The sequence below is a fragment of the Streptomyces sp. E2N166 genome, from assembly GCF_003671715.1.
Lineage (GTDB): Bacteria > Actinomycetota > Actinomycetes > Streptomycetales > Streptomycetaceae > Streptomyces > Streptomyces thinghirensis.
Genome location: NZ_RAIF01000032.1, coordinates 899,813 through 925,204 on the forward strand (window position 1 = coordinate 899,813; position 25,392 = coordinate 925,204).

The 25,392-nt window shown below is 71.5% G+C and carries 21 protein-coding genes and 1 pseudogene; 7 read left to right on the forward strand and 15 right to left on the reverse strand.

Going from position 1 to position 25,392, the window contains the following annotated elements; genetic code table 11:
- From EBH09_RS30970 to EBH09_RS30995, 6 genes and pseudogenes are all read right to left on the reverse strand, one after another.
- Positions 1-191: pseudogene (locus EBH09_RS30970) on the reverse strand (3-carboxy-cis,cis-muconate cycloisomerase); the annotation flags it as partial.
- The gene (gene pcaG / locus EBH09_RS30975) at positions 188-793 is read right to left on the reverse strand and encodes a protocatechuate 3,4-dioxygenase subunit alpha (RefSeq protein WP_121750175.1); all 606 of its coding nucleotides are present in this window, start codon (positions 791-793) and stop codon (positions 188-190) included. The pseudogene EBH09_RS30970 and the gene pcaG, both read right to left, overlap by 4 nt.
- A 5-nt stretch (positions 794-798) precedes the next feature.
- Positions 799-1,572 carry a protocatechuate 3,4-dioxygenase subunit beta gene (gene pcaH, locus EBH09_RS30980; RefSeq protein ID WP_121750176.1) on the reverse strand — a complete coding sequence of 258 codons (774 nt, stop codon included), beginning with the start codon at positions 1,570-1,572 and terminating at the stop codon, positions 799-801.
- Between the two features lie 18 nt (positions 1,573-1,590).
- Positions 1,591-2,832 carry a thiolase family protein gene (locus tag EBH09_RS30985; protein ID WP_121750177.1) on the reverse strand — a complete coding sequence of 414 codons (1,242 nt, stop codon included), beginning with the start codon at positions 2,830-2,832 and terminating at the stop codon, positions 1,591-1,593.
- Positions 2,829-3,473 carry a CoA transferase subunit B gene (locus EBH09_RS30990; protein WP_121750178.1) on the reverse strand — a complete coding sequence of 215 codons (645 nt, stop codon included), beginning with the start codon at positions 3,471-3,473 and terminating at the stop codon, positions 2,829-2,831. Before EBH09_RS30990 ends, EBH09_RS30985 begins: the two co-directional genes overlap by 4 nt.
- Positions 3,473-4,228, reverse strand: coding sequence for a CoA transferase subunit A (locus EBH09_RS30995; protein WP_121750179.1), 756 nt, complete (start codon positions 4,226-4,228; stop codon positions 3,473-3,475). Before EBH09_RS30995 ends, EBH09_RS30990 begins: the two co-directional genes overlap by 1 nt.
- 223 nt (positions 4,229-4,451) lie before the next feature.
- On the opposite strand from EBH09_RS30995, the gene EBH09_RS31000 reads away from it, so the two are divergent.
- On the forward strand, positions 4,452-4,916 hold the full coding sequence (locus EBH09_RS31000) for a MarR family transcriptional regulator (RefSeq protein ID WP_121750180.1): 465 nt from the start codon (positions 4,452-4,454) through the stop codon (positions 4,914-4,916).
- On the opposite strand, the gene EBH09_RS31005 is transcribed toward EBH09_RS31000, so the two are convergent.
- On the reverse strand, positions 4,917-5,918 hold the full coding sequence (locus EBH09_RS31005; protein WP_121750181.1) for a DUF3048 domain-containing protein: 1,002 nt from the start codon (positions 5,916-5,918) through the stop codon (positions 4,917-4,919).
- A 211-nt stretch (positions 5,919-6,129) separates the two neighbouring features.
- Here EBH09_RS31005 and EBH09_RS31010 point away from each other — a divergent pair, with 211 nt between their 5' ends.
- On the forward strand, positions 6,130-7,320 hold the full coding sequence (locus EBH09_RS31010) for a zinc-dependent alcohol dehydrogenase (RefSeq protein WP_121750182.1): 1,191 nt from the start codon (positions 6,130-6,132) through the stop codon (positions 7,318-7,320).
- A 30-nt stretch (positions 7,321-7,350) separates the two neighbouring features.
- On the opposite strand, the gene EBH09_RS31015 is transcribed toward EBH09_RS31010, so the two are convergent.
- The gene (locus tag EBH09_RS31015) at positions 7,351-8,418 is read right to left on the reverse strand and encodes an ATP-dependent DNA ligase (protein WP_121750183.1); all 1,068 of its coding nucleotides are present in this window, start codon (positions 8,416-8,418) and stop codon (positions 7,351-7,353) included.
- A gap of 497 nt (positions 8,419-8,915) precedes the next feature.
- Between EBH09_RS31015 and ligD the strand changes: the two genes are divergently transcribed.
- Positions 8,916-9,944 (forward strand): non-homologous end-joining DNA ligase, encoded by a 1,029-nt coding sequence (ligD, locus tag EBH09_RS31020; RefSeq protein WP_121751088.1) that lies wholly within the window; start codon positions 8,916-8,918, stop codon positions 9,942-9,944.
- A gap of 1 nt (position 9,945) precedes the next feature.
- Here ligD and EBH09_RS31025 read toward each other — a convergent pair whose 3' ends face one another.
- Positions 9,946-12,147, reverse strand: a complete 2,202-nt coding sequence (locus EBH09_RS31025) for a family 16 glycoside hydrolase (RefSeq protein WP_121750184.1) — start codon at positions 12,145-12,147, stop codon at positions 9,946-9,948.
- Between the two features lie 14 nt (positions 12,148-12,161).
- Entirely contained in the window at positions 12,162-14,639 is a 2,478-nt protein-coding gene (locus EBH09_RS31030) for a ThuA domain-containing protein (protein ID WP_193776624.1), read from the reverse strand.
- A 199-nt stretch (positions 14,640-14,838) separates the two neighbouring features.
- Here EBH09_RS31030 and EBH09_RS31035 point away from each other — a divergent pair, with 199 nt between their 5' ends.
- Positions 14,839-15,867: a multicopper oxidase domain-containing protein gene (locus EBH09_RS31035; RefSeq protein ID WP_121750186.1), complete on the forward strand. Its 1,029-nt coding sequence runs from the start codon at positions 14,839-14,841 to the stop codon at positions 15,865-15,867.
- 112 nt (positions 15,868-15,979) lie between these two features.
- A complete protein-coding gene (locus EBH09_RS31040; RefSeq protein WP_121750187.1) occupies positions 15,980-17,029 on the forward strand; it encodes a LacI family DNA-binding transcriptional regulator in 1,050 nt (349 codons plus the stop codon).
- Positions 17,030-17,174: 145 nt separating this feature from the next.
- Here the strand turns inward: EBH09_RS31040 and EBH09_RS31045 are convergent, their stop codons facing one another.
- Positions 17,175-17,960 carry a VOC family protein gene (locus EBH09_RS31045; RefSeq protein ID WP_121751089.1) on the reverse strand — a complete coding sequence of 262 codons (786 nt, stop codon included), beginning with the start codon at positions 17,958-17,960 and terminating at the stop codon, positions 17,175-17,177.
- Positions 17,961-18,150: 190 nt separating this feature from the next.
- Between EBH09_RS31045 and EBH09_RS31050 the strand changes: the two genes are divergently transcribed.
- Positions 18,151-18,396, forward strand: a complete 246-nt coding sequence (locus EBH09_RS31050) for a WhiB family transcriptional regulator (RefSeq protein ID WP_121751090.1) — start codon at positions 18,151-18,153, stop codon at positions 18,394-18,396.
- 142 nt (positions 18,397-18,538) lie between these two features.
- Here the strand turns inward: EBH09_RS31050 and EBH09_RS31055 are convergent, their stop codons facing one another.
- The 4 genes from EBH09_RS31055 to EBH09_RS31070 form a co-directional block, all read right to left on the reverse strand.
- Entirely contained in the window at positions 18,539-19,513 is a 975-nt protein-coding gene (locus tag EBH09_RS31055) for an acyl-ACP desaturase (RefSeq protein ID WP_121750188.1), read from the reverse strand.
- 206 nt (positions 19,514-19,719) lie between these two features.
- Positions 19,720-20,496: a dimethylargininase gene (gene ddaH, locus EBH09_RS31060; RefSeq protein ID WP_121750189.1), complete on the reverse strand. Its 777-nt coding sequence runs from the start codon at positions 20,494-20,496 to the stop codon at positions 19,720-19,722.
- Between the two features lie 94 nt (positions 20,497-20,590).
- Positions 20,591-22,849, reverse strand: coding sequence for an excinuclease ABC subunit UvrA (locus EBH09_RS31065; RefSeq protein WP_121750190.1), 2,259 nt, complete (start codon positions 22,847-22,849; stop codon positions 20,591-20,593).
- Positions 22,850-22,859: 10 nt separating this feature from the next.
- The gene (locus EBH09_RS31070; protein ID WP_121750191.1) at positions 22,860-24,485 is read right to left on the reverse strand and encodes an ABC-F family ATP-binding cassette domain-containing protein; all 1,626 of its coding nucleotides are present in this window, start codon (positions 24,483-24,485) and stop codon (positions 22,860-22,862) included.
- Between the two features lie 325 nt (positions 24,486-24,810).
- On the opposite strand from EBH09_RS31070, the gene EBH09_RS31075 reads away from it, so the two are divergent.
- Positions 24,811-25,392 (forward strand): GPP34 family phosphoprotein (locus EBH09_RS31075; RefSeq protein ID WP_153182749.1); only part of this gene is annotated, 582 nt, incomplete at its 3' end.

Consider the following 25,392-nt stretch of genomic DNA (forward strand, 5'->3'; position numbering starts at 1 on the left):
GCCGGGTCGGCCGCCCCGGCCACCGCGGCCGCCGCCTCGGCGGGGGCGAGCCCCAGCCCGGCCTGGGCCCGGGTCAGGGCCGCCTCCGCGTCGAGCAGCGCCCGCAGCCAGGCGCGGTCGTCGGTCGCGTCGGCGGCCGGTGAGCCCGCCCACCCGGGGGCGAGCAGACCCGTGTCGGCAGCTGATGTCACTGGAACTCCAGGAAGACCGTCTCGCCTTCGCCCTGAAGGCGGATGTCGAAACGGTACGTCCCGTTGCCCTCGTCGGCGGCGATCAGCGTGTCGCGGCGCTCCGCGTGCACCCGGGACAGCAGCGGGTCCGTGGCCAGCAGCGCCTCGTCGCCCGGCAGGTAGATCCGGGTGAACAGGTGCACGAGCAGCCCGCGCGCGAACACGCACACGCTGACGTGCGGCGCACCGGCTCCGCGTGCCCCGGGCCGCAGCGTCCGCGCGTACCAGTGGCCGTTCGCGTCGGTCTGGATGCGGCCGAAGCCGGTGAACTCCACACCGTTGCGCCCGAGGAAGCCGCCGGACGCCGGGTCGCGCCGCATCGAGCCGTCGGCCGTCGCCGGCTTGCCGTCCGGGTCCGGCCCCCACACCTCCAGGAGCGCGTCCGGCAGCGGGCTGCCCTCGCCGTCGTACACGTACCCGTGCACGGTGATCGTGTCCGGATGCCCCACGGGCGCGATGTCCTCGCCACCGCGGAAGGGCAGCGCATAGCCGTAGAACGGGCCGACCGTGTGCGAAGGCGTGGGCAGGACGGTCTCCGGCCCGCTGGTGTCGATCTTCGTCATGGCGGTCAGCGTCCTTCTTCGATCCAGGTGGCGTTCGGGCCGTCGAGCACGATGTCCCAGTGGTAGCCGAGCGAGAACTCGGGCACGGACAGGCTGTGGTCGTACGTCGCGATCAGCCGCTGCCGGGCGGCGTCGTCCGTCACGGACTGCAGGATCGGGTCGTACGGGAACAGCGGGTCGTTCGGGAAGTACATCTGCGTCACGAGCCGCTGGGTGAACGCCGAGCCGAACACCGAGAAGTGGATGTGGGCCGGGCGCCAGGCGTTGACGTGGTTGCGCCACGGGTAGGGGCCCGGCTGGACGGTGGTGAAGCGGTAGAAGCCGTCGTCGTCGGAGAGGGTGCGGCCGACGCCGGTGAAGTTCGGGTCCAGCGGCGCGTCGTGCTGCTCACGCTGGTGGGCGTAGCGGCCGGCCGAGTTCGCCTGCCAGATCTCGACGAGCTGGCCGCGCACGGGTCTGCCGTTCCGGTCGAGGAGGCGGCCGGAGACGGTGATGCGCTCGCCGACCGGCTCCCCGGTGTGCTGCCGGGTCAGGTCGTTGTCGACGACCGTGATGTCCCGCTCGCCGAAGGCGGGGGAGGACAGCTCCACCAGCTCCGGATCCTTGGTGACGTCGATGGTGACCGGCGGCTGCTTCGGGTGGCGCAGCACCGAGGAGCGGTACGGGGCGTAGTCGCGGCGCGGGTGGTGCTCGACGGGCCCGCCGTCGGCGACCCGCTTCTCGTACGCGGCGTGCTCGGCCGCGATCTCCGCGTCGATGTCGTGCTGAGTGAGAGTCATGGGGAGTCCCGTGGGTGACTAGCGGTCGAGGACCAGGGCGAGGCCCTGGCCGACGCCGATGCAGAGGGTGGCGATACCGGTGCCGCCGCCCCTGCGTGCGAGCTGGTGGGCGACGGTGCCGGCGAGGCGGGCACCGGAGGCGCCCAGGGGGTGGCCCAGCGCGATGGCTCCGCCCTGGGGGTTGAGGATCGCGGGATCGAACTCGGGCCACTCGGCGACGCAGCCCAGTACCTGGGCGGCGAAGGCCTCGTTCAGTTCGAGGACGTCCAGGTCGGCGAAGGTGCGGCCGGTTTTGGCGAGGGCGCGGTTCACGGCTTCGACGGGGGCGAGACCGAAGTAGTGCGGGTCGGTCGCGGAGACGCCGGTGGCGGAGACGCGGGCGAGGGGTTCGCGGCCGGTTGCCTCCAGGCCCTCCTCGTCCACGAGCAGGAGTGCCGCGGCGCCGTCGTTGAGCGGCGAGGCGTTGCCCGCGGTGACCGTGCCTGGCCCGGCCTCCGGCCGGGGGGACCTCCATCCCGCTTCGCCCGTCCTGCGGAAGGACGGCTTCAGCTTCGCCATCGCCTCCAGGGAGGCCGTCGGGCGTACGCATTCGTCGGCGGCGAAGTCGACCGGGTCGCCCTTGCGCCGCGGCACCGGGACGGGCGCGAGTTCGCCGTCGAACAGGCCGTCGGCCTGGGCGCGGGCGGCCTTGTGGTGGGAGGCGAGGGCGTACTCGTCCTGCTGCTCGCGGGTGATCCTGTGCTTGTCGGCGATGAGTTCGGCCGACTCGCCGAGGGGGATCGTCCACTGCGGGTCCATCCTCGGGTTGACCATGCGCCAGCCCAGGGTGGTCGAGTACAGCTCGGTGTGCCCGGCCGGGAAGGGCCGGTCCGACTTGGGCAGCACGTACGGCGCCCGGGTCATCGATTCCACCCCGCCCGCGAGGGCGATCGAGGCGTCGCCGACGGCGATGGCACGGGCGGCCTGGATCACCGCTTCGAGGCCGGAGGCGCACAGCCTGTTCACGGTCACGCCGGGGACGGTGGTGGGCAGGCCGGCCAGGAGGGCGGCCATGCGGGCGACGTTGCGGTTCTCCTCGCCGGCGCCGTTGGCGTTGCCGAAGTACACGTCCTCGACCCGGGCCGGATCCAGGTCGGGCGTGCGGGCGAGGAGTCCCCGGATCGCGTGGGCGGCCAGGTCGTCGGGGCGTACGCCCGCCAGGGAGCCGTTGTACTTGCCGAACGGGGTGCGGACCGCGTCGACGACGTAGACGTCCTTCACTTGAGTCCCTCCGCGATGACGAGCTCGGCATCGGTCTTGGCGGTGATCTCGTCGACGCTCACCCCGGGCGCGGCCTCGACCAGGACCAGGCCGTCGTCGGTCACGTCGAGGACGCCGAGGTCGGTGATGACCCGGTTGACGCACGCCTTGCCCGTGAGCGGCAGCGCGCAATCCTGGAGGATCTTGGGTGAGCCGTCCTTGGCGGTGTGGGTCATCACCACGATGACGGTGCGGGCACCGTGCACGAGGTCCATCGCCCCGCCGATCCCCGTGATCATCTTGCCCGGGATGGCCCAGTTGGCCAGGTCGCCGGTGGCGGAGACCTGCATGGCCCCCAGCACGGCGACGTCGATGTGCCCGCCCCGGATCATGCCGAAGGACAGCGCCGAGTCGAAGAAGGAGGCGCCCGGCAGGACCGTCACGGTCTCCTTGCCGGCGTTGATCAGGTCGGGGTCCACCTCGGCCTCGGTCGGATACCGGCCGGTGCCCAGGATCCCGTTCTCGGACTCCAGCGTCACCTCCACGCCCTGCGGGAGGTAGTTCGGGATCAGCGTCGGCAGGCCGATGCCGAGGTTGACGTACTGCCCGTCCCGCAGTTCCCGGGCCGCCCGTGCGGCCATCTGCTCACGTGCCCAGGCCATCAGGAACTCACCGTCCGCCGCTCGATCCTCTTGTCCGCCGCCTGCTCCGCCGTCAGCGCGACGACCCGCTGCACGAAGATCCCCGGCAGGTGCACCGCGTCCGGATCGATCTCGCCGGGCTCGACCAGCTCCTCCACCTCGGCGACGGTCACCCGTCCGGCCATCGCCGCGAGCGGGTTGAAGTTCCGGGACGACTTCGCGAACACCAGGTTTCCGTGCCGGTCACCCTTCGCCGCCCGGACGAGTGCGAAGTCGGTACGGATGCCGCGCTCCAGCACGTACCGCGCCCCGTCGAACTCGCGGACCTCCTTCGGCGGCGAGGTCAGCGCGACGCCGCCGGAACCGTCGTAGCGCCACGGCAGCCCGCCGTCGGCGACCTGCGTGCCCACCCCGGCCGGGGTGTAGAAGGCGGGGATCCCGGCGCCGCCGGCCCGCAGCCGCTCGGCCAGCGTGCCCTGCGGGATCATCTCCACCTCCAGCTCGCCGCCCAGGTACTGCCGGGCGAACTCCTTGTTCGCCCCGATGTAGGACCCGGTCACCCGGGCGATCCGTCCCGCGGCCAGCAGAACCGCCAGCCCGGAGTCCATCGCCCCGCAGTTGTTGGAGACCACCGACAACTCGCCGGTCCCGCGCTCGTACAGCGCCTGGATCAGCACGTTCGGCACACCGCTCAGCCCGAAACCGCCCACCGCCAGCGATGCGCCGTCCGGCACGTCGGCCACCGCCTCACCGGCCGTGGCCACCACCTTGTCCATCCGAGAAGCCCCATCTCTTCCAGGCGCCCCGGATCGCGGACCGAACCCGCGAATTAGTCAGGGCACTGAGTATTCCAGCGAGGTTTCCCACACGCTGCCACTGGACGGCCAGGGCGTCAATACCTCACAAAGTGCGAGGTGAATCGCCTGGTGCGGCAGCGGACAGCCGTCTCCCGCCCGATGTATCGTCAGTGCACCGACGAAAATGACCACAGGAGCGCACATGGCCGCGGTCGACCTGACCACCCACCCCGGGCACCTGGCCCGGCGGCTGCAGCAGGCGCACTACCTGCTGTGGAACACGATGGTCTCGGAGGAGACCACCTCGCCGCAGTTCGCGGTCCTCAACGCGCTGGTCGCCGAGCCGGGTCTGGACCAGCGCACGGTGGGGGAGCGGGTGGGGCTGGACCGCTCCACCATCGCCGAGGTGATCAGCCGGCTCGGCCGGCGCGGGCTGCTGGACAAGGTCCGCGATCCGCAGGACGGCCGTCGTTTCCTGCTGCGCGCGACCGACGAGGGCCTGCGCGTCCACCGCAGGCTGACCGTGCGTACGGCCCGGATGAACCAGGTCTTCCTCGCCCCGCTCTCCGCCGACGAGCAGGCCGTCTTCTTCGACCTGATCCGCCGGGTCGCGGACGCCGCCGAAGGGCTCCGCAACCCGGCCGAGCCCGCGGTGGCCCCGAGCTGATCAGGGCGCCTTCGTCGCGTCGGCCTTCGCCGTGTCCGCCTTCGTCGCGTCGACGAACACCACCCACACCTGGCCCTCGGCGAAGTTCAGCGCCGTGCCGTCCTCAGTGGTGAACGACGTGCCGTCCGCCGCCGAGCCGCGCTTCCAGGCCGCGTCGTACGAGCGCCCGTCGCGCAGTACCTCCGCCCGTCCCGAGCCCACCGACTCGACGTACGGCGAGTTGCTGCCGCGGAAGTCGCGGAAGTCCGACTCGCGCACGGTCACGTGCTGCACGACGACCGTCGCCGGCGCCAGGCGTCCGCCGTCGGCCGTCCGGGCGGGGGTGCCGTCCAGGGAGACCAGCCAGCGGTCACCGCTCTCGGACCAGGAGAAGCCGAACGACGCCGACGGATAGCGCACGGTGCGCGAGGACACCGACCGGCCGCCCTCGGGAGCCTCGCCGTAGTGGAAGCCCGTGGCCAGGGCGTCGGCGCCCGGGGCCCGCGGCAGCAGTCGGCCGGGGCGCACGTAGAGGTTGTGCGGGGCGGGCCGGTCGTCGTCGCGGACGTAGGCGTCGGACCCCTCGCCCGGTGGCTCCGCGCGCAGGGGCGCCTTGTCGATGAGCGGCAGCAGCTTGCTCTGCGCGCCGGAGAAGGCCAGCGTCGGCCGGTCGAACTGGCGCAGCAGCTCCAGGTCGGACTCACGGGCACTGCGCACCGGACCCACCTTCTCGGGCAACCCGGTCGCGTAGATCGCCATCAGGCGGCTCAGCCCGCCCTCCACCGGCTCCGCGTAGACGACGTCCGCGGCGTCCAGGCCCGTCTGGGGCCGGGCCGCTCGCACGTTGTCGACCTTCACGGCGAGCACCGAGCCGGAGGCGCCCGCACTGTGCGACCGCTCCGGCTGCGGTGCCCGCGCGTCCTGCTTCGCGCCGGATCCCGCGGTGCAGCCCGCGGCCAGCGAGACCGCCACCGCCGCGGTCAGCAGTGCGCCGCCGCGCCGCCTGTGCGTCCCTCGTCGCATTCCGACCACCTGTCCGCCCATCCCGTGTCACTGATTGTGCGCTTCTTGAAGCATTTATGGCCATACCTGATCGAATCTGGCATGGCGCACGGAAAACGGCCCAGAATCCGCTGTTCGGCCGAAACCGGGCGGCGGTTCGGTGGCGGGAGCCCCGGGTACCCGGCCGCCACGCAAGACCGACGGGCACGGGCGACGGAGGGAGCGCGAGGCGATGAAGGCAGTGACGTGGCAGGGCAAGCGGGACGTGCGGGTGGAGGAGGTGCCCGACCCGAGGATCCAGGAACCGACGGACGCGGTCATCCGTGTCACGTCCTCCGGGCTGTGCGGCTCCGACCTGCACCTGTACGAGGTGCTGACCCCGTTCATGACACCGGGCGACATCCTCGGACACGAACCCATGGGCATCGTGGAGGAGGTCGGCTCCGAGGTGACGGGTCTGCGGCCCGGCGACCGGGTCGTGGTGCCGTTCCAGATCGCGTGCGGGCACTGCTTCATGTGCGGCACCGGACTGCCGACCCAGTGCGAGACCACCCAGGTCACCGGCGAGGGCATGGGCGCCCCGCTGTTCGGCTACACCCGCCTGTACGGCGCCGTCCCCGGCGGGCAGGCCGAGTACCTGCGCGTGCCGCAGGCCCAGTACGGCCCGATCAAGGTGCCGGAGGGGCCGGCCGACGACCGCTTCGTCTACCTCTCCGACGTCCTGCCCACCGCCTGGCAGGCGGTCACCTACGCCGCCGTCCCCCAGGGCGGCAGCGTCGCCGTGCTCGGCCTCGGTCCGATCGGCGACATGGCCTGCCGGGTCGCCCAGGTCAAGGGCGCCGGACGGGTGTTCGGCGTGGACCTCGTGCCGGAGCGGCTGCGGCGGGCCCGCGAGCGGGGCGTGGAGACGTACGACCTGCGCTCCTTCGACAGCGAGAAGGAACTCGTCGCCGCCATCCAGGACGAGACCGACGGCCGGGGCCCGGACGCCGTGATCGACGCGGTCGGTACCGAGGCACACGGTGGCGCCGCCGCCAAGCTGGTGCAGCAGGCCGCCGCGGTGATGCCCCGGGCCATCGGCGGCAAGCTGGCGGAGCGCTTCAGCGTCGACCGGCTCGCCGCCCTTTACACCGCCATCGACCTGGTGCGGCGTGGCGGCACGATCTCGCTGTCCGGCGTCTACGGCGGCATGGCCGACCCGATGCCGATGCTCACGCTGTTCGACAAGCAGATCCAGCTGCGGATGGGGCAGGCGAACGTGCGCCGCTGGAGCGACGAGATCATCCCCTATCTGACGGACGAGGACCCGCTCGGCGTCGACGACTTCGCCACCCACCGGGTGCCGCTGACGGACGCGCCGCACGCGTACGAGATGTTCCAGAAGAAGCAGGAGGGCGCGGTCAAGGTCCTGATGAAGCCGTAAGACCTCGGGGTGCCCTCGGGGCGCCTGCCTTCAGGGCCCGCCGAGGATCTGAGCCAGGTCGTAGCGGACCGGCTCCTCCAGCTGGGCGTACGTGCAGCTCTCGGGTGTCCGGTCCGGGCGCCAGCGGCGGAAGCGCGCCGTGTGCCTGAAGCGCGCTCCGTTCTCCATGTGGTCGTACGCCACCTCGACGACCCGCTCCGGCCTGAGCGGCACCCAGGACAGGTCCTTCTTGCCCGACCAGCGGCTGGGGGCGCCGGGCAGCCGGGCCGATTCGTGCGCCGACTCCTCGGCCCAGGCGGCCCACGGATGGCCCCGCGCGTCGTCCATGCGCAACGGCTCCAGCTCCTCCACCAGTTCGGCGCGCCGCTTCATGGTGAAGGCCGCGCTCACCCCCACGTGCTGGAGGACGCCCCGGTCGTCGTGGAGGCCGAGGAGCAGTGAGCCGACCACGGGACCGCTCTTGTGGAGGCGGTAGCCGGCGACGACCACGTCCGCCGTGCGCTCGTGCTTGATCTTGTACATGGCCCGCTCGTCCTGGCGGTAGCGCAGGTCGAGCGGCTTGGCGACGACACCGTCCAGCCCCGCCCCCTCGTACTGCTCGAACCACTGCCGGGCCACCTCGATGTCGTCCGTGGCCGGCGCCACGTGCACGGGCGGCGTCACCTCGGACAGCGTCCGGACCAGCAGTGCCCGCCGGTCGGCCAGTGGCATGTCGAGCAGGGACTCGTCGTCCAGCGCCAGCAGGTCGAAGGCCACGAGCGAGGCCGGTGTCTTCTCGGCCAGCATCCGCACCCGGGAGTCCGCCGGATGGATCCGCTCGGTGAGCGCGTCGAAGTCGAGGTGTCCCTCCCGTGCGATCACGATCTCCCCGTCCACCACGCAACGCTCGGGCAGCCGTTCCCGCACCGCCTCCACCAGCTCCGGGAAGTACCTGGTCAGCGGCTTGCCGGTACGGCTGCCGAGCTCGACCTCGGCGCCGTCCCGGAACACGATCGACCGGAACCCGTCCCACTTCGCCTCGTAGTGCATGCCCGGCGGGATCTTCGCCACGGACTTGGCGAGCATCGGCTTCACGGGCGGCATCACGGGCAGATCCATGGTCCGACTGTATGAGCGGCCCGGATTCCTCGCCTGTCAGCCTGGACGCGAGATCAGGTTCTACTACCTCCACATCTGATACCGCCCCGGGAGACCGGGCGCCGATGCCGCCGCACGCAAGCGGCGTGATTCCGGCCGGCCCGCTCCGTATCGGCCACCTGTTCACGTCTTCCGATATGGCGGATCACCCATGCGCCGGCGTACTTCTGACGCCCCCACCTGCCACGTACGGGGAGCTGCTGGAGGCGTTCGAGGCCCGGGACGGCTACGCGGCCGACGCCCGCGTCGAGGCCGCCATGCTCGGGCTGGGCCTCCGGCGCATCGCGCCGGACCGGCGGCTGGGCACCCTGCCGGGCGGTGAGCAGGCCCGCCTGGGCCTGGCCTGCCTGCTGGCGGCCGCACCGCAACTCCGCCCGGGAACGTGGGTGCGAGAGCGCGGACCCGGGCGGGCCGTCGCTGATGTGCGAGGCACCCGCGGTGCGCCTACCGTGGCTCGCATGGCGGAAGCGGTGGAACTGGAAGCGGGCGGACGGACCGTGCGGCTGTCCAGCCCGGGCAAGGTCTTCTTCCCGGAGCACGGCTACACCAAGCTCGACGTGGCCCGGTACTACCAGGCGGTCGCCCCCGGCATCCTGCGCGCCCTGCACGACCGGCCGACCACCCTCCAGCGCTACCCGGACGGCGTCACCGGCGAGTGGTTCTACCAGAAGCGCGCGCCCAAGGGCATGCCCGACTGGATCCCCACCGCCCACATCACCTTCCCCAGCGGACGCAGCGCCGACGAGATGTGCCCCACCGAGGAGGCGGCGGTGCTGTGGGCCGCCCAGTACGGCACCCTCACCTTCCACCCCTGGCCGGTGCGCCGAGAGGACGTCGACCACCCCGACGAACTGCGCATCGACCTCGACCCGCAGCCCGGCACCGACTACGACGACGCCGCCCGCGCCGCCCACGAACTGCGAGCGGTACTGGAGGAGTTCGGCGGGCTGGCGGGCTGGCCCAAGACCTCCGGTGGACGCGGCATCCACGTCTTCGTGCCGATCGAGCCGCACTGGACCTTCACCCAGGTGCGGCGCGCCGCCATCGCCGTCGGACGCGAGATGGAACGGCGGATGCCCGAGCAGGTGACCATCAAGTGGTGGAAGGAGGAGCGCGGCGAGCGCATCTTCATCGACTACAACCAGACCGCCCGCGACCGCACCATCGCCTCCGCCTACTCCGTACGCCCCCGCCCGCACGCCCCCGTCTCCGCACCGCTGAGCTGGGACGAGGTGGGCGTCGCGCACCCGGAGGACTTCGACATCACGACCATGCCCGCGCGCTTCGCCGAACTCGGCGACGTGCACGCGGGCATGGACGATCAGCGGTACTCCCTCGACGCCCTGCTGGAACTGGCGACGAAGGACGAGCACGACCACGGGCTCGGTGATCTGCCGTACCCGCCCGAGTATCCGAAGATGCCGGGGGAACCCAGCCGGGTACAGCCGAGCCGCGCGAAGAAGCCGCGCCCTCGTCAGGAGAACTGAGCTACAGCTCCTTGATCCGGACGTCCCGGTACGACACCACGTCCGTCGTGCCGTGCACCTGGAGTCCGATGTAGCCGGAGGCGAACCGCCGCCCGTCCGTGCCCGGGTCGTCCGAGCGCGGCGGGGTGAAGTCCTGGCCGCCGATGTTGTCGAACTCGTTGATCAGCACGCCGTTGCGGTAGACGGAGTAGTGCTGGTCGACCACGCGGATCTCGTAGTCGTTCCAGGTGCCCTTCTCCGTCACACCGGCCCCGGCGAGACCCACCCGGTCGAAGCCGTAGACCGACCCCGACTTGTACATGTCGCCGGTCGGACCGTCGAACACCTGCACCTCGTGCCCGTACTTGATGGCGACCCACTCCGGCCGGGACTCCTCCGGATGGTCGTGGACCTGCGGGAAGCGCACGAAGACGCCGCCGTTGGTGTTGGCGGTGCCCGCGGCGTCGTCACGCCACTGGAGCTTCAGCGAGAAGTCCCCGTACTTGCGCTCGGGGAACCACAGCATGCCCATGCCCGGCGTGCTGGTGCTGGAGGTGATCGAGCCGTCGTCGTTCAGCCCGAACGAACCGCCACCCACCTGCTCCCACCTCGCGAAGGACGCCCGGGTCCCGTCGAGGATCGCGCGGTAGCCCTCGGTCTGGCCGGGCGTGCCGATCTTCGACTGACGGGCGGCCCTGTTGATCGCCCGGTACTCCCGGCGGTCGACGACGCCCTCGTCCAAAAGCGCGTCCATGACCTCCCGTACGTGCTTCAGGAACAGTGCCTGGGACGTCCACTCCTTCTCGTCCTCGATCATCTCGTTGATCCGGCACCGGTTGTTCGTGACCCGGTTCGGCACACCCGTGTCGACCGTGCCGACGATCACCGTGAGGCGTTCGTCGTACTCCGGGCAGGGCGGTGGCGGCACCTGGCCCGAGACCACCGTGAAGCTCACGGTCAGCGGCTCGGAGGTGTTGCCCGCCTTGTCGCTCGCCCGGTAGGCCACGGTGTGGCGGCCCACACGGTCGACGACCACCGGCTCGGTGTAGGCGAGGTACGGCCCGGCGTCGAGCGAGTACTCCACGCCGGCCACGCCGGAGCCGCCCTCGTCGCTGGCACTGACGGTCACCTTCGCGCTGCCGACGTACGCGCCGTCGGAGTCCTTGCTGCCCTCCACGGTCGCGCCGGTCACCGGCGGGGCGGTGTCCTGCGGGGGAGCGGCGACGACGGTGAAGGCGACGCTCTTCTCCGCCGCGACGTTGCCCGCCTTGTCGGTGGCGCGGTAGCGCACGGTGTGTTCGCCGACCTCGTGCACCATCACGGGCGCGGTGTACGCCTGCCAGGCACCGTCACCGACCGCGTACTCGATGGTGTTGACGCCGGATCCGGTGTCGGAGGCGGTGACGGTCACCGTCGCCATGTCGATGTACGCGCCGTCGGGATCGTCGGGGGTCCTCTCGCCGCTGACCGTCGCAGAGGTCTCCGGCGCGGTCGTGTCGTCGCTGTCGGGGGCGACCACGGTGAACGTGACGCTCTTCTCGGCGGCGGCGTTGCCCGCCTTGTCGAACGCCCGGTAGCGCACCGTGTGGTCGCCGACCTGGTCGACGACGACCGGCGTGGTGTACGGCTGCCAGGCACCGTCGGCACCGATCGCGTACTCGATCCGGTCGACGCCGGAGCCGCCGTCGTCGGTGGCGCCGAGCGTCACGCTCGCGGAGCCGACGTAGGCGCCGTCCGCGTTCTGCGTGCCGCCGACGTCCGCCGACGTCGCGGGCGCGGTGGTGTCCTCGCCACCGCCGCCCTCGGTCACCACGAGCACGCCCTTCATCTCCCCGTGGCCGGGGATCGTGCAGTGGTACATGTAGCGGCCGGGGGTGAGGGTGACCTCGGCGGTGTGCTTGCCGCCCTGGTCGTCGCCCGGGTTGGCCAGGATGTTCAGCTGGACGTCCTGGTTGTACTCGGGGTCACTGGTCATGAACGTCAGCGTGTGCGGCATGCCGGTGGTGTTGCCGGTCGCCTCACTGTTCTCGAAGACGATCGTGGCCGGACCGGCCACCGCCGTCTCGGGCGCGGACGTGTACTTGGTGATGTCGTTGCCGGCGGTCCAGGTGAGGACCTGGTCGGCGGCCTCAGCCCCGGCCGAAGCCTCCTTGGGCTGCCCGGACGCGGATGTCGCCTGCAGACCGAGCATCATCAGCAGGCCGGCCAACAAGGCGGCCCACATTCTTCGTTGGCGTATCACTCAGACCCCCTCGCCAGCTGTCCGGCGGCCGGCGTCGGCCCACCGCCCTCGTAGGTGACCCGCCACAGGGCCGACTTGGAGTCCGAGGTGAAGAAGCCGCGGCCGTAGTCGAGGACGTACAGCGCGCCGTCCGGGCCGAACTTCCAGCCCATCAGGTTCTTGATGCCGTCGTTGCCGACCGGCACGATCTTCTTCAGCGACTCCGAGTGCACCGGCAGACCGCCGTCGCCCAGCGTCTTCGGGTCCATCAGCACCGCGTTGCGCGGCTGGTCCGAGTCGTAGAAGTCACCGACGAACCACTTGCCGTCCCAGTACGCGGGCCACTTGGTCTCACTGGTGCTGTCGGCGTCGTAGCGGTAGACCGGGCCGTTCATCGCGGCCTGGCCGCCGCCCTTGAGCCAGGGCAGCTTGTAGGTGGCCTCCTCCTGCTCGTACGACGGGATCCCGTTCTCGTCGCGCGGGAAGTCGGGTCCGCCGCCCTGCGGCGAGTACCAGATGTTGTTGCCGGTCACCGGCGGCAGGTTGACCAGGCCGTCGTTGTTCGGCGACTCGTTCTTCGGGGCGTCGCAGTCGTACCAGCCCAGCGGCTTCGACGGGTCCGGCAGGTTCCGGTCCCGGTACGGCTGCTTGTTGCCCATGCAGTACGGCCATCCCCGGTTGCCCGCCTCGGTGATCGCGGCGAACGTGTCGTACTTCGCCGGACCCCACGTCGGCGACGGAGAGCCGGCGTCCGGGCCGACCCAGCCCGCGTAGAGGGTGTCGGTCCTCTTGTCGACGGAGATGCGCGCCGGGTTGCGTACACCCATCACGTAGATCTCACCGCGCGTCTTGCCGCCGCCCTCGGCGGTCTCCTCGCCGGTGAAGAGATTGCCCTCGGGGAGCGTGTACGTCCCGTCCGGCTCCGGGTGGATGCGCAGGATCTTGCCGTTGAGGTTGTTGGTGTTGCCTGCGGTGCGGCGCGCGTCGGCGAAGGACACGCCCTTGAAGTTGGGCTCCGGGTTGTTGCCCGAGTAGCCGCCGCTGAACCCACTGGAGTTGTTGTCACCCGTCGCGATGTACAGGTTGCCCTTGGAGTCCCAGGCCAACCCGCCGCCCGCGTGGCAGCAGCTGTGGATCTGCACCGGCCACTTGAGCAGCACCTTCTCGCTGCTCAGGTCCAGCTTGTTGGTCGCCTGGTCGAGTGTGAAGCGGGAGACCCGCCGCTCGGCCATGTGCGTCTCGCGGTTGATCTCGGAGTGCGGCGTGTAGTGCAGGTACACCCAGCCGTTCGCCGCGAAGTCCGGGTCCAGCTCGATGCCGAGCAGACCCTCCTCGACCTTGGTCAGCTCGTCGCCGCCGCCCTTGTTGCCGAAGACGGTCAGTTCACCGGCGAGCGTGACCTTGTCGGTCTCCGGGTCCCAGACGTGGATCTCGCCCTTGCCCTTGCCGATGTCGGGGTCGTTCCAGTCGGTGACCACGGGCCGGGAGGAGTCCGCGCCGCCGCGGCCGATGTAGAACACGCGGCCGTCGGGTGCGGTGACCAGGCCGTGCGGCTCGCCGATCTGGTCGTTGCGGCCGGGCTGGTTGGGCTCGGTGAGCCGTTCGGCCTTGTAGTTGCCGTCGATGGTCGCCTTGCAGTCGGCCTGCGCCAGGCGCGTCGTCCACATGAGGGCACCGCGCAGATGGGCGCGGAAGTCGGTCTCGTCGTACGACGACACCGTGCCGCCCATGCCGGTGTAGAAGGACCGGCCGCCGTCGTAGTCCCGGCACCAGCTGACCGGGTGGTCCCAGCCGTTGGCGCTCGCACCGGGCCGGTACGTCGACTCGCGCACCCGGGCCACGGTGTGCACGTCGCCGGACGGGTTCTCCACCCAGTTCATCCACTGGTCGGGCCGCTTCCACTGCACCGGCAGATCCTTGGCGGCCGGATGGCGCCGGTCACCGACCTCGACGGTGGCCCGCTGGACCTCGGCCGGGCTGGAGGCGGCCGGGCGGGCACCGACCAGACCGGTGAACCAGTCCGAGTACGGCTCCGCGCGGGCGGCGTCGTGGATGCCGACGAACCCGCCGCCGGCCTCCATGTACGCCTCCAGACCCGCCTCCTGCGCCGGATCGAGGACGTCACCGCCGCCGGTGAGGAACACGACCGCGTTGAAGCGGCCGAGCCTCTTCTCATTGGTGAACACCGAGGCGTTGTCCGTGGCCTCGACCTGGAAGCGCTCCTTGGCCGGACCGGTCAGCCCGATCCGCTCGATGGCCGCGATCCCGGCGTTCACGACCGGGGACTCGTCCCCGGCCGCGGCGGAACCGTAGAAGATCAGCACCCGTACGTTGGCGCCGCCGGGCGGCGACTTGATCGACATCGTTGTCAGGGACGGGTCCGGCGCCGGTCGCGCACTGGCGGTGGGACCCGCCAGCAGACCCGCGGCGACGAACCCGGCGGTCGCGAACGCCGCCCAGCCTCTGCTTCTCGCGCTCAACCCTCTTAAGGGCATGGGCACCTCCTCGGTCACGGCAGCAGCGCCAAGGAAGTTAGACCTCTTTGCATGGTTCGCCAATAGGTATGACCGGGATCGAACGAACTTTGTCCTGAGTGTGGATAAACGCGGCCGCAGCCGGTACCGTCCCACAGGTTCATCACGGCCAATCACGGCTACGTCTCCGCAAATTCCGTATCAGCGTGGGGAGTTCGGCATGGACAGGCGAGGCTTCAATCGACGGGTACTGCTGGGCGGCGCGGCCGTGGCGACATCGTTGTCCATCGCTCCGGAGACCGCGGGCGCGGCCGGCGCGGCCCAGGGGGTCACCGCGAAGACCGCACCGGCCGGGGGCGAGGTGAGACACATCAGGATGTACGCCGAGAAGCTGCCCGACGGTCAGATGGGCTACGGCTTCGAGAAGGGCAAGGCGTCCGTCCCCGGCCCGCTGATCGAGCTGAACGAGGGCGACACGCTGCACATCGAGTTCACGAACACGATGGACGTACGGGCGAGTCTGCACGTCCACGGCCTGGACTACGAGATCTCCAGCGACGGCACGGCGATGAACAAGAGCGACGTCGAGCCCGGCGGCACCCGCACCTACACATGGCGCACCCACAAGCCCGGCCGCCGCGGCGACGGCACCTGGCGGGCGGGCAGCGCGGGCTACTGGCACTACCACGACCACGTCGTCGGCACGGAGCACGGCACCGGCGGCATCCGCAAGGGCCTGTACGGGCCGGTGATCGTGCGCCGCAAGGGCGACGTGCTGCCGGACGCCACGCACACGATCGTCTTCAACGACATGCTCATCAACAACCGGAAGCCCCACACCGGGCCGAACTTCGAGGCCACCGTGGGCGATCGCGTCGAGATCGTCATGATCACGCACGGCGAGTACTACCACACCTTCCACATGCACGGTCATCGCTGGGCGGACAACCGTACCGGCATGCTCACCGGGCCCGACGATCCGAGCCAGGTCATCGACAACAAGATCACCGGCCCGGCGGACTCCTTCGGCTTCCAGATCATCGCGGGGGAGGGGGTGGGTGCCGGGGCATGGATGTACCACTGCCATGTGCAGAGCCACTCCGACATGGGGATGGTGGGCCTGTTCCTGGTGAAGAAGGCGGACGGCACGATCCCCGGCTACGACCCGCACGAGCACGCGCACGGGCAGGGGGCCGCTGCGGGGGACGAGGCCGTGACGGGGGAGGAGGCCGCCGCGCACCAGCACTGAGGGGTCGGCGCCCCCCCGCAAGCGGATTCGGGGCGCCGAGAGCGCTCTCTCCCGCTCTCCTGCCTGACGGCCTGCCGCTATCCTGGGCCGCAGTCGCCAAGGAGGAGTGCCCGTGACCGAGACCGCGCCGCGTCCCACGCTGGAGGCCGTGGCCGAGCGCGCCGGGGTCTCGAGGGCCACCGTGTCCCGGGTCGTGAACGGGGCGCACGGGGTGCGGGACGCACTGGCCGAGCGGGTCCGGCGTGCGGTGGAGGAGCTCGGCTACGTGCCCAACCAGGCCGCCCGCAGCCTGGTGACGCGACGCCACGACGCGGTCGCCGTCGTCGCCGCCGAACCGGAGACCCGGATCTTCGCCGACCCCTACTTCGCCCAGCAACTCCGCGGCATCAGCAAGGAACTGACGGCCCACGACAACCAGCTCGTGCTGCTGCTCACGGAGGGCCGCGAGGACCATGCCCGCGTCGGCCGCTACCTGGCCGGCGGCCACGTCGACGGTGCGCTCGTCTTCTCCCTGCACCTCGACGACCCGCTGCCCGGCCTCGTCCGCAGCGCCGGCGTGCCGACGGTGTTCGGCGGGCGCCCCGGCTGGGACGACGGCCGGGACGACGTGGTCTACGTGGACAGCGACAACCGCGGCGGCGCCCGCGACGCCGTCCGCCACCTGGCGGGTCTCGGCCGCACCCGCATCGCGCACATCACCGGCCCCCTCGACCAGACGTCCGCGGTCGACCGGCTCGCCGGCTTCCGCGACGTCCGGACCGAGGCCGGCTCCGGGCTGATCGCGCCCGGGGACTTCACCCCGGGTGGCGGCGAGCGGGCGATGCGGGAACTGCTCGACCGCTGCCCGGACCTGGACGGCGTGTTCGCGGCCAACGACCTCACCGCGGCGGGCGCCCTGCGGGTGCTGCGCGAGCGCGGGCGGCGGGTGCCGGAGGACGTCGCCGTGGTCGGCTTCGACGACATGCTGCCCGTCGCCGAGCAGACCGACCCCCCGCTGACCACGGTCCGCCAGGACATCGAGGAGATGGGCCGGCTGATGGCCCGCCTGCTGCTGCGCGGCCTGGACCGCGGCGCCGGGGCGGGGAACGCCGCGGCGACCGGGCCGGACACCCCGTCAGGCGTCGTCCTGCCGACGACGCTGGTCCGACGCGCCACCACCTGAGACGGAGCGGGGAGACCACGGCCGGGCGGACACCCCGGGCCGGTCCGCGTCCCGGTCCGCCGGGCGGACACGTCGAAGGCCCCGCCCGGATTCGCCGGGCGGACGCGTCCGACGCGCCGCCCCGATACGATCCGCCGGACAGGCCCTACGCCTCCGGCGGCACCGGCCTGAGTACCGCGAACCGGGCGCCGTACGGGTCGGCGAGACGGGCGAGGCGTCCGACGCCCTCGATGTCCGTCGCGGGCATCCGCACCGTGCCGCCGAACTCCAGGGTCCGGGCGACCGCGGCGTCCGTGTCGTCGACCGCGAAGTACGGCAGCCAGTGGCCGTCCGTCTCCAGAGGGTCGTCGGCGAGCGGAACGACGCCGCCGAACATGCTCTCGTCGCCCTCGCCCGCCGGATTGACGCAGGTGTAGGTGGAGCCGGGGAAGGAGACGGCCGAGGTCTCCAGCCCCAGCACCGCCCGGTAGTACGCGGCGGCGGCCGCGATGTCCGCCGTGTACAGCTCGACCCAGCACAGCGCACCGGTCTCGCCGGCCACGGTCAGGCCGCCCAGCCGCCCCGGCTGCCAGACGCCGAACGGCACCCCGGCCCGGTCGGCGAGGATCGCCATGGTGCCCTGGTCCAGCACGTCCCTGGGCCGCATGAGCACACCGCCCCGGGCCTGCTCGGAGGTCTTGGCGGCGGCCTCCGCGTCCGGGGTCTGGAAGCAGACCGTCCAGGACGGCGGGCCCTGCTCCGGCGTCGTCTGCGTACCGCCGGCCACGATCCGGCCGTCCAGCTCGAAGAAGCCGAAGCCGCCGGCCTCGGGCCCCGCCGACCGGAAGCGCCAGCCGAAGAGGCCGCCGTAGAAGGAAGCGGCGCCGTCGATGTCGGACGCGCCGACGTCGATCCAGTTCGGAGCGCCGGTGACGAAACGGGTGGTGAGCATCATCGCCCTCCTCGGAAGGGTCCCGTTGCCTGCACTGCCGAGTCTTCCACCCGCCACTGACAAGCGCTCCCGCGCGCCGCCGTGCGTCCCCGCACGGAGCGGAGGAGCATCGGGTCGGCCACGGGCCCGCCGGCGCGGCGTTGATCCCGCGTTGATCGAACGTTTTTCGCCGTCCGGCACGCTGCTGTCCATGCACACCGAGATGATCACGACGCCCGACCTGGCCTGGCAGGAGGAGGCGTTGTGCGCACAGACCGGGGCGGACTTCTTCTTCCCCGAGCCCGGCAGTTCCGTACGGGACGCCAAGCGGATCTGCGCCCTGTGCCCGATCCGCTCGGCCTGCCTGGAGTACGCGCTGAGCAACGACGAGCGCTTCGGCGTCTGGGGCGGGCTGTCGGAGAAGGAACGGCTGGCACTGCGGCGCACCGCGCACTGATCCCGGCCCCGCGAACCGCCCCGCCCGTACCCGCGCTCCCCGCGCCGTCATCCGGCCCTGCCGGCCGTGCGTCCCGGGCCCCCGCCCGGTGGGCGACGTGCCGGACGCGGCCCCGACCGGTCGGCGGCGGACGGGCAGTGGGTCAGCCCGCCGCCCGCGCCGCCATCCGCGCCTTGCGCGCCGCCAGCTTCTCGTCGAACTTGGACGCCTCGGAGTCCAGCCCGCCCATGTACAGCCCCAGCTCCTCCTGGGCCGCCTGCCCCTCGGGTCCGAGACCGTCGATCTCCAGGACCTTCAGGAAGCGCAGCACGGGCTGGATCACGTCGTCGTGGTGGATGCGCAGGTTGTAGACCTCGCCGATCGCCATCTGCGCGGCGGCCCGCTCGAAGCCGGGCATGCCGTGACCGGGCATCCGGAAGTTCACGACCACGTCCCGCACCGCCTGCATCGTCAGGTCGGGCGCCAGCTCGAAGGCCGCCTTGAGCAGGTTGCGGTAGAAGATCATGTGCAGGTTCTCGTCGGTCGCGATGCGGGCCAGCATGCGGTCGCAGACCGGGTCGCCGGACTGGTGGCCCGTGTTGCGGTGCGAGATGCGGGTGGCCAGCTCCTGGAAGGCGACGTAGGCCACCGAGTGCAGCATCGAGTGCCGGTTGTCCGACTCGAAGCCCTCACTCATGTGGGCCATGCGGAACTGCTCCAGCTTGTCCGGGTCGACCGCGCGCGAGGCGAGCAGGTAGTCGCGCATCACGATGCCGTGCCGGCCCTCCTCCGCGGTCCAGCGGTGCACCCAGGTGCCCCAGGCGCCGTCCCGGCCGAAGAGGCTCGCGATCTCGTGGTGGTAGCTGGGGAGGTTGTCCTCCGTCAGGAGGTTGACCACCAGGGCGATCCGGCCGATCTCGGTGACCTTGGACTGGTCCTTCTCCCAGGCCTCGCCGTCCTCGAAGAGTCCGGGGAAGTTCCGGCCGTCGGTCCATGGCACGTACTCGTGCGGCATCCAGTCCTTGGCGACCTTCAGATGCCGGTTGAGTTCGGTCTCGACCACTTCCTCCAGCGCGTACAGCAGCCGGGCGTCGGTCCATTCGGCGGAACTGCCGAGGTGCGGGGAGACGATCGTCACGAAGAACTCCAGGGGACGTGCGACAGAGCGGAAAGCGGCCGGCGAGCGGTGCCGGGAACCTACGGGATCGTAGGCTACGAAACCGTAGGTTACGAGACCGTAGGTTAAACGCACTGTAAAGGCACCTGATCAGCTGCCGTCCACCGGGGTGGCGAAGGCCCCGAGACCCGCAGGTCCGGAGCCGGACGGGTGACGCTCGCGCCGGCTCAGCCGTACAGTTCCCGCAACCGGACCGAGAGGCACGTCACACAGCCCTCGAGTTTCTCGAACTCGCCGATGTCGACGAGCACCGGCTCGTGGCCGAGGTCGGCGAGCAGTTCCGCCGTCTTCGGCGCGCTCGCCGCCATCAGCAGCTTGCCGCCGCCGAGCAGCACCACGTGCGCGCCGGACTCCTCCGGCACCGGAAGGAACCGGGGAAACAGCGACGGCACGTCCGTCATCGGGATGTGCCCGAGCACCGTCCCGTCGGGGAGCGCGGTGACCGCCGACTTGAGGTGCAGCACCTTGCTCACCGGTACGGCGACGACCCGGGCGCCCAGCGGCTCGAAGACGGCCCGGAGCTGCTGGACGCCGGCCGCGTTGGTGCGCCCGCCGCGCCCGACGTAGATCGTGTCGCCGACCTTCAGGACGTCGCCGCCGTCCAGGGTGCCCGGCTCCCAGACCCAGTTGACCGAGCAGCCCAGACGGGCCACGGCCTCCTCGACACCCGCCGTCTCCGCGCGCCGCGACTCGGCACCCGGCCGGGTGATGAGGGCGACGTTGCGGTACATGACGACCGTGTCCTCGACGAAGACGGAGTCGGGGCAGTCGTCGGCCGGGTCCACCTCCAGCGTCTCCCAGCCGTGCGCGCGCAGGGCCTCGGTATACGCGTCCCACTGTTCGACCGCGAGGCCGTGGTCGACCGGTTCCCGCTCGACATGGGTCACCAGTCCTTCCGCCAGTCGCGGGCTGGGGCGGCGGACGAGGGCCTTCTTGCTGGGCACGAGGGGTCTCCGTATCGGCGCTGGCGGTCCGGCACCCGTGGCGCGGCGCCGACTCGCCATCATGCAGCGGGGACGCGTACGGACGGAACCCCCGTCAGCCCCTCGTGGCCCTCCCGAGATGCTCCGCCGTGCTGGAGCCGCGGGCCGTGAGCAGCTCGCGCGGGGTGCCTTCGAAGATCACCCGGCCGCCGTCCCGGCCCCCGTCCGGACCGAGGTCGATCACCCAGTCGGCGTGCGCCACCACGTCCAGGTTGTGCTCGACGACCACGACCGAGTTGCCGGTGCCGACCAGCCGGTCCAGCAGGGCGAGCAGTCCCTCGACGTCCGACATGTGCAGTCCGGTGGTCGGTTCGTCCAGGACGTACACCACGCCCGTCCGGTGCAGCCGGGTGGCGAGCTTGATGCGCTGCCGCTCACCGCCGGAGAGCGTGGACAGCGGCTGCCCGAGCGTGAGATAGGTCAGCCCGACGTCGCGCAGGGCGCGCAGCCGCCGCCGTACGCCGGTGTCGGCGAAGAAGTCCAGTGCCTGGCCGGCGGTCATGGCCAGCACGTCGGCGATGGAGCTGCCGTCGACCGTCAGCCGCAGCACCTCGTCCCTGAAGCGCCGGCCGTCGCAGTCGCCGCAGGTCGTCGTCACGGGGTCCATGAACGCGAGGTCGGTGCAGATGATCCCGCGCCCCTCGCAGGTGCCGCACGCTCCCGCCGAGTTGAAGCTGAAGAACCCGGCCTCCGCGCCCGTCTCCCGCGCGAAGATCTTCCGTACCGTGTCCATGATCCCGAGGTACGTCGCCGGGGTCGACCGCGCCGAGACGCCGATCGCCGACTGGTCGACGACCACCGCGTCCGGGTGGGCCGCGACCAGCTCCGCGACCAGCGTGCTCTTGCCCGACCCGGCGACCCCGGTGACCGCGGTCAGCACCCCGGTCGGAAAGGCCACCGTCACGTCCCGCAGGTTGTGGCGGCCGGCGCCCTTCACCCACAGCTCCCCGGTCGCCGTCCGCGGATCCCCCTTCACCGTCGTACGGCGTCCGAGGAACCGTCCGGTGAGCGTCTCCGCCCCGGCCAGCTCGTCCGGCGTCCCCTCGAACACCACCCGGCCGCCGCCCGCGCCGGCCCCCGGGCCCATGTCGACGACGTGGTCCGCCAGCGCGATGACGTCCGGGTCGTGCTCGACGACCAGCACGGTGTTGCCCTTGTCGCGCAGTCGCAGCAGCAGGTCGCCGAGGCGTCCGACGTCGCGTGGGTGCAGGCCGACGCTGGGCTCGTCGAAGATGTACGTCATCCCGGTCAGGCTGGAGCCGAGGTGCCGCACGGTCTTCAGCCGCTGTCCCTCGCCGCCGGACAGGGTGGCGGTCTGCCGGTCGAGGCTGAGATAGCCGAGGCCGATCGCCTCGACGCGCTCCAGCGCGGTGACCGCGGCACCGGCGATCGGCCGGGCCACCGGATCGTCGATCCGCTTCAGTACCGCGATCAGGTCGGTGACCTGCATGGCCGAGCAGTCGGCGATGGAGTGCCCGTCGATCCTGGTCGCGAGCGCCGCCGCGTTCAGCCGGGCGCCGCCGCACTCGGGGCAGTCGCCCTCCACCAGGAACCGCCGCACCAGCTCCCGGGTCCTCTCGCTCATCGCCGACAGGTCCCGCTTGAGATACAGCCGCTCGAAGCGGTCGGCGAGGCCCTCGTACTCGGTGGTCCAGGTGCCGCCCGTGCCGTTGACGGTGACCTTGCTGCCGGGCCGCCCGCGCATCAGGAAGCTGCGCTCGGCGTCCGTGAAGTCGCCGACCGGCTTGTCCGGGTCCAGCTCGTCCGTGTTGGTGTACGCCTGTCCCTGCCAGGTCCCCGCCGCGAAGGGCGGGAAGCGGACCGCCCCGCCGGCCAGCGACCTGGCGGGGTCGAGGATGCGGTCCCAGCCGGGCCGCACCTTGCGGCCCAGCCCGTCGCAGCCGGGACACATGCCCGACGGGTCGTTGAACGAGTACGCCGTCGCCGCCCCGGCGCTGGGCGCGCCGTGCCGGGAGAACAGCACCCGCAGCACCGAGTGGATGTCGGTCATCGTGCCGACCGTGGACCGCGAGTGGCCGCCGACCGGCCGCTGGTCGACGACGATCGCGGGGGAGAGGTCCTCCAGGGCGTCCGCCCGCGGCCGCTCGTACTTGGGCAGCCGGTTGCGTACGAACCAGGTGAACGTCTCGTTCAGCTGGCGCTGCGACTCGACCGCGATCGTGTCGAACACGACCGACGACTTCCCCGACCCCGAAACGCCGGTGAACACGGTCAGCCGGCCCTTCGGGATGCGGAGAGTGACGTCCTGGAGGTTGTTCTCCCTGGCTCCGGTGATGCTGATGAACTCGCTCATGCCGGGAACGCTAAGCGGGATACCCGACAGCTTCTGGCGTGATTTCCCTCAGTTCTCCCTCCTCCATCAGCAGCCAGCGGGTGATGCCGATCGACTCCAGGAACGGCAGGTCGTGACTGGCCACCACCAGCGCCCCCTCGTACGACTCCAGGGCGCCGGTGAGCTGCCGCACGCTCGCGATGTCCAGGTTGTTCGTCGGCTCGTCCAGCATCAGCAGCTGCGGCGCGGGATCGGCCAGCATCAGCGCGGCCAGCGCCGCCCGGAAGCGTTCGCCGCCGGACAGCGTCGCCGCCTGCTGGTCGGCCCGGGCGCCGCGGAACAGGAAGCGCGCCAGCCGCGCCCGGATCCGGTTGTTGGTGGCGCCCGGCGCGAACCGGGCCACGTTCTCGGCGACGCTCAGCTCGCCGTCGAGGACGTCCAGGCGCTGCGGGAGGAACCGCAGCGGGACGTGCGCCGTCGCCTCGCCCGTCACCGGCTCCAGCTCCCCGGCGATCGTGCGCAGCAGCGTGGTCTTGCCCGCGCCGTTGCGCCCGATCAGCGCGATCCGCTCGGGGCCGTGCAGATCGAGACCGCCCTCCACGCGTGCCCCGTAGGCCAGTTCCAGGTCCCGCAGCGTCAGCACCGAGCGCCCCGGTGGTACGGCCGTGTACGGCAGGTCTACGCGGATCTCGTCGTCGTCCCGCACGGCCTCCACGGCGTCGTCGAGCCGCTCCCTGGCCTCGGCGAGCTTCTCCTCGTGCATGATGCGGTGCTTGCCCGCGGACTCCTGCGCCGCGCGCTTGCGAGCCCCCATGACGATCTTCGGCTCACGCTTCTGCTCGTACATCTTCTGGCCGTACCGCTTGCGGCGGGCCAGCTTGACCTGGGCGTCGGCCAGTTCGCGCTTCTGCTTGCGCAGATCGGACTCGGCGACGCGCACCATCCGCTCGGCCGCCTCCTGCTCCACGGCCAGGACCTCCTCGTACGCCGAGAAGTTCCCGCCGTACCAGGTGATCTCGCCGGAGCGCAGGTCGGCGATCTGGTCGACGAGGTCCAGCAGCTCGCGGTCGTGGCTGACCACGACCATGACCCCCGGCCAGGAGGCGATGGCCGTATACAGCCGCCTGCGTGCGTACAGGTCGAGGTTGTTGGTGGGCTCGTCGAGGAGCAGGACGTCGGGCCGGCGCAGCAGCAGCGCGGCCAGCCGCAGCAGCACCGACTCGCCGCCCGAGACCTCGCCGACGGTGCGGTCGAGCCCGACGTGACCGAGGCCGAGTTCGCCGAGCGTGGCGAGGGCGCGCTCCTCGACGTCCCAGTCGTCGCCGAGCGTCTCGAAGTGCTCCTCGGCCACGTCGCCCGCCTCGATGGCGTGCAGCGCGGCCCGCCGCGCGGCGATGCCGAGCGCCTCGTCGACCCGCAGCGCGGTGTCGAGCGTGACGTTCTGCGGCAGGTATCCGACCTCGCCGGCCACGCGGACCGTGCCGTCGGCCGGGGTGAGCTGCCCGGCGATCAGTTTCAACAGGGTGGACTTGCCCGATCCGTTGACACCGACGAGCCCGGTCCTGGCGGGGCCGAAGGCGGTGTCGAGTCCCTCGAAGACGGGCGTACCGTCGGGCCAGGCGAACGAGAGGGACGTACAAGTGATGGAAGTAGACAAACGGGGCCTCCGCGGTTGCTTGAAGCGGTCAGGGGCAAACGCGTATCGAGACACCGGGAGGCGGCGACCGCCGTCGGACGAGGGAAGGAGGAGCCCCGGGGAGTGCTCGGGCATGAAAAAGGCCCTGCTCCGCAAGGGACGGCTCGAACGCCGAGGTCGCACGCGGCGTACACACAAGACAGGTGTGACGCGGTGTCTCAGGACCTCAGACGAGCAACGTCCTTCTCCAATCGGCGGCAACAGAAGCGCTGTACACCGTACGAGAGACCGGCTGGGCTGTCAACGCCTTACCGTGAATCCGGTCCCACGGCCCCAAGGAGGCCCCGTGCCCAACGGCTCGCTCTCACTGCCGGCCCGGCTCTGTCTGCTGGCCTGGGACCCGGCGCGCCCCGGGGCCACCGACACCGCCCGGCACCACCACCTGGTGCGCGCCGGCGCGCTCACCGAACTGGCCCAGCGCGGCCTGCTCGTCGACGACGAGGGCATCGCCACCCCCGTCGACCTGGACTTCCGCACCGGGGACGCCGTCCTCGACGGGCTGCTGGACCTCGTCCGCGAGTCGATGCCGCACCGGTGGCGCACCTGGGTGAGGCTGCACGCGCGGCTCACCTTCGACGCCGTCCGGGAGCAACTGGTGGCCGAGGGGTACCTGCGTGCCGAGAAGAAGCGGGTCCTCGGCGTGTTCCCGTCCGTGGAGTACGTCCTGGCGCGGGGCGCCGCGGCGCGGGCGCTCCGGGAGGAGACGCGGTACGTCCTGGAGGGGCCGGTGCCGGCCGGGGAGGTCTCCGAGCGGAACGCGGCCGTGGCCGCGCTGGCGGCCGTCGCGGAGTTGCGCGCCCTCGGGCCGGCCGGGACCGACCTGCGCCGGGAGGGCCGGATCGCGGAACTGACCGAGCGCGGCGGGGCC

What these genes read in the sequence shown, in the direction of transcription:
- EBH09_RS31050 (WP_121751090.1), top strand. Translation starts at nt 18,151, where the DNA reads ATGCACACCGAGATGATCACGACGCCCGACCTGGCCTGGCAGGAGGAG.
- EBH09_RS30995 (WP_121750179.1), bottom strand. Translation starts at nt 4,228, where the DNA reads ATGGACAAGGTGGTGGCCACGGCCGGTGAGGCGGTGGCCGACGTGCCG.
- EBH09_RS31045 (WP_121751089.1), bottom strand. Translation starts at nt 17,960, where the DNA reads ATGCTCACCACCCGTTTCGTCACCGGCGCTCCGAACTGGATCGACGTC.
- EBH09_RS31035 (WP_121750186.1), top strand. Translation starts at nt 14,839, where the DNA reads ATGGACAGGCGAGGCTTCAATCGACGGGTACTGCTGGGCGGCGCGGCC.
- EBH09_RS31005 (WP_121750181.1), bottom strand. Translation starts at nt 5,918, where the DNA reads ATGCGACGAGGGACGCACAGGCGGCGCGGCGGCGCACTGCTGACCGCG.
- pcaH (WP_121750176.1), bottom strand. Translation starts at nt 1,572, where the DNA reads ATGACTCTCACTCAGCACGACATCGACGCGGAGATCGCGGCCGAGCAC.
- EBH09_RS31030 (WP_193776624.1), bottom strand. Translation starts at nt 14,639, where the DNA reads ATGCCCTTAAGAGGGTTGAGCGCGAGAAGCAGAGGCTGGGCGGCGTTC.
- EBH09_RS30990 (WP_121750178.1), bottom strand. Translation starts at nt 3,473, where the DNA reads ATGGCCTGGGCACGTGAGCAGATGGCCGCACGGGCGGCCCGGGAACTG.
- EBH09_RS31065 (WP_121750190.1), bottom strand. Translation starts at nt 22,849, where the DNA reads ATGAGCGAGTTCATCAGCATCACCGGAGCCAGGGAGAACAACCTCCAG.
- EBH09_RS31025 (WP_121750184.1), bottom strand. Translation starts at nt 12,147, where the DNA reads ATGTGGGCCGCCTTGTTGGCCGGCCTGCTGATGATGCTCGGTCTGCAG.
- pcaG (WP_121750175.1), bottom strand. Translation starts at nt 793, where the DNA reads ATGACGAAGATCGACACCAGCGGGCCGGAGACCGTCCTGCCCACGCCT.
- ligD (WP_121751088.1), top strand. Translation starts at nt 8,916, where the DNA reads ATGGCGGAAGCGGTGGAACTGGAAGCGGGCGGACGGACCGTGCGGCTG.
- EBH09_RS31000 (WP_121750180.1), top strand. Translation starts at nt 4,452, where the DNA reads ATGGCCGCGGTCGACCTGACCACCCACCCCGGGCACCTGGCCCGGCGG.
- EBH09_RS31015 (WP_121750183.1), bottom strand. Translation starts at nt 8,418, where the DNA reads ATGGATCTGCCCGTGATGCCGCCCGTGAAGCCGATGCTCGCCAAGTCC.
- EBH09_RS31010 (WP_121750182.1), top strand. Translation starts at nt 6,130, where the DNA reads ATGAAGGCAGTGACGTGGCAGGGCAAGCGGGACGTGCGGGTGGAGGAG.